The organism is Herbaspirillum sp. VT-16-41 (genome assembly GCF_001994935.1).
Classification (GTDB): domain Bacteria; phylum Pseudomonadota; class Gammaproteobacteria; order Burkholderiales; family Burkholderiaceae_D; genus Herbaspirillum; species Herbaspirillum frisingense.
The window spans coordinates 1-469 of record NZ_MUXB01000027.1; the positions used below are offsets into that span (position 1 = coordinate 1).

The window sequence follows — 469 nt, forward strand, 5'->3', positions numbered from 1 at the left end:
TTTCGGGTGCGGATAAGAAGACAGGCCTTTGCCATGAACTTCCTGACGGAAGTTGTTCATCTGCTCTTCAGTCAGACGACCTTCCAGGAAGGCACGTGCATAGATGCCCGGAGAGATGTGGCCCTGGAAGTACACCAGATCGCCGCCGTCTTTCTCGTTGGCTGCACGGAAGAAATGGTTAAAGCACACTTCGTAGACAGTTGCGGAAGACTGGAAGGACGCCATGTGGCCGCCCAGTTCAAGGTCTTTCTTGGAAGCGCGCAGAACCGTCATGATAGCGTTCCAGCGAATTGCCGAGCGAATACGACGTTCCAGCTCCAGATTACCCGGGTATTCCGGTTCGTCTTCAACGGCAATAGTGTTGACATAGTTGCTAGCTCCGGTACCAGCGGCAACTTTCACGCCCCCTTTGCGGGCTTCGGAAAGCAGCTGGTCAATCAGATACTGAGCACGCTCAACACCTTCTTCA

Annotated in this window: 1 pseudogene; it reads right to left on the bottom strand. The window is 53.9% G+C overall.

Going from position 1 to position 469, the window contains the following annotated elements:
- A pseudogene (aceE, locus tag BTM36_RS03695) lies at positions 1-469 on the bottom strand (pyruvate dehydrogenase (acetyl-transferring), homodimeric type); the annotation flags it as partial.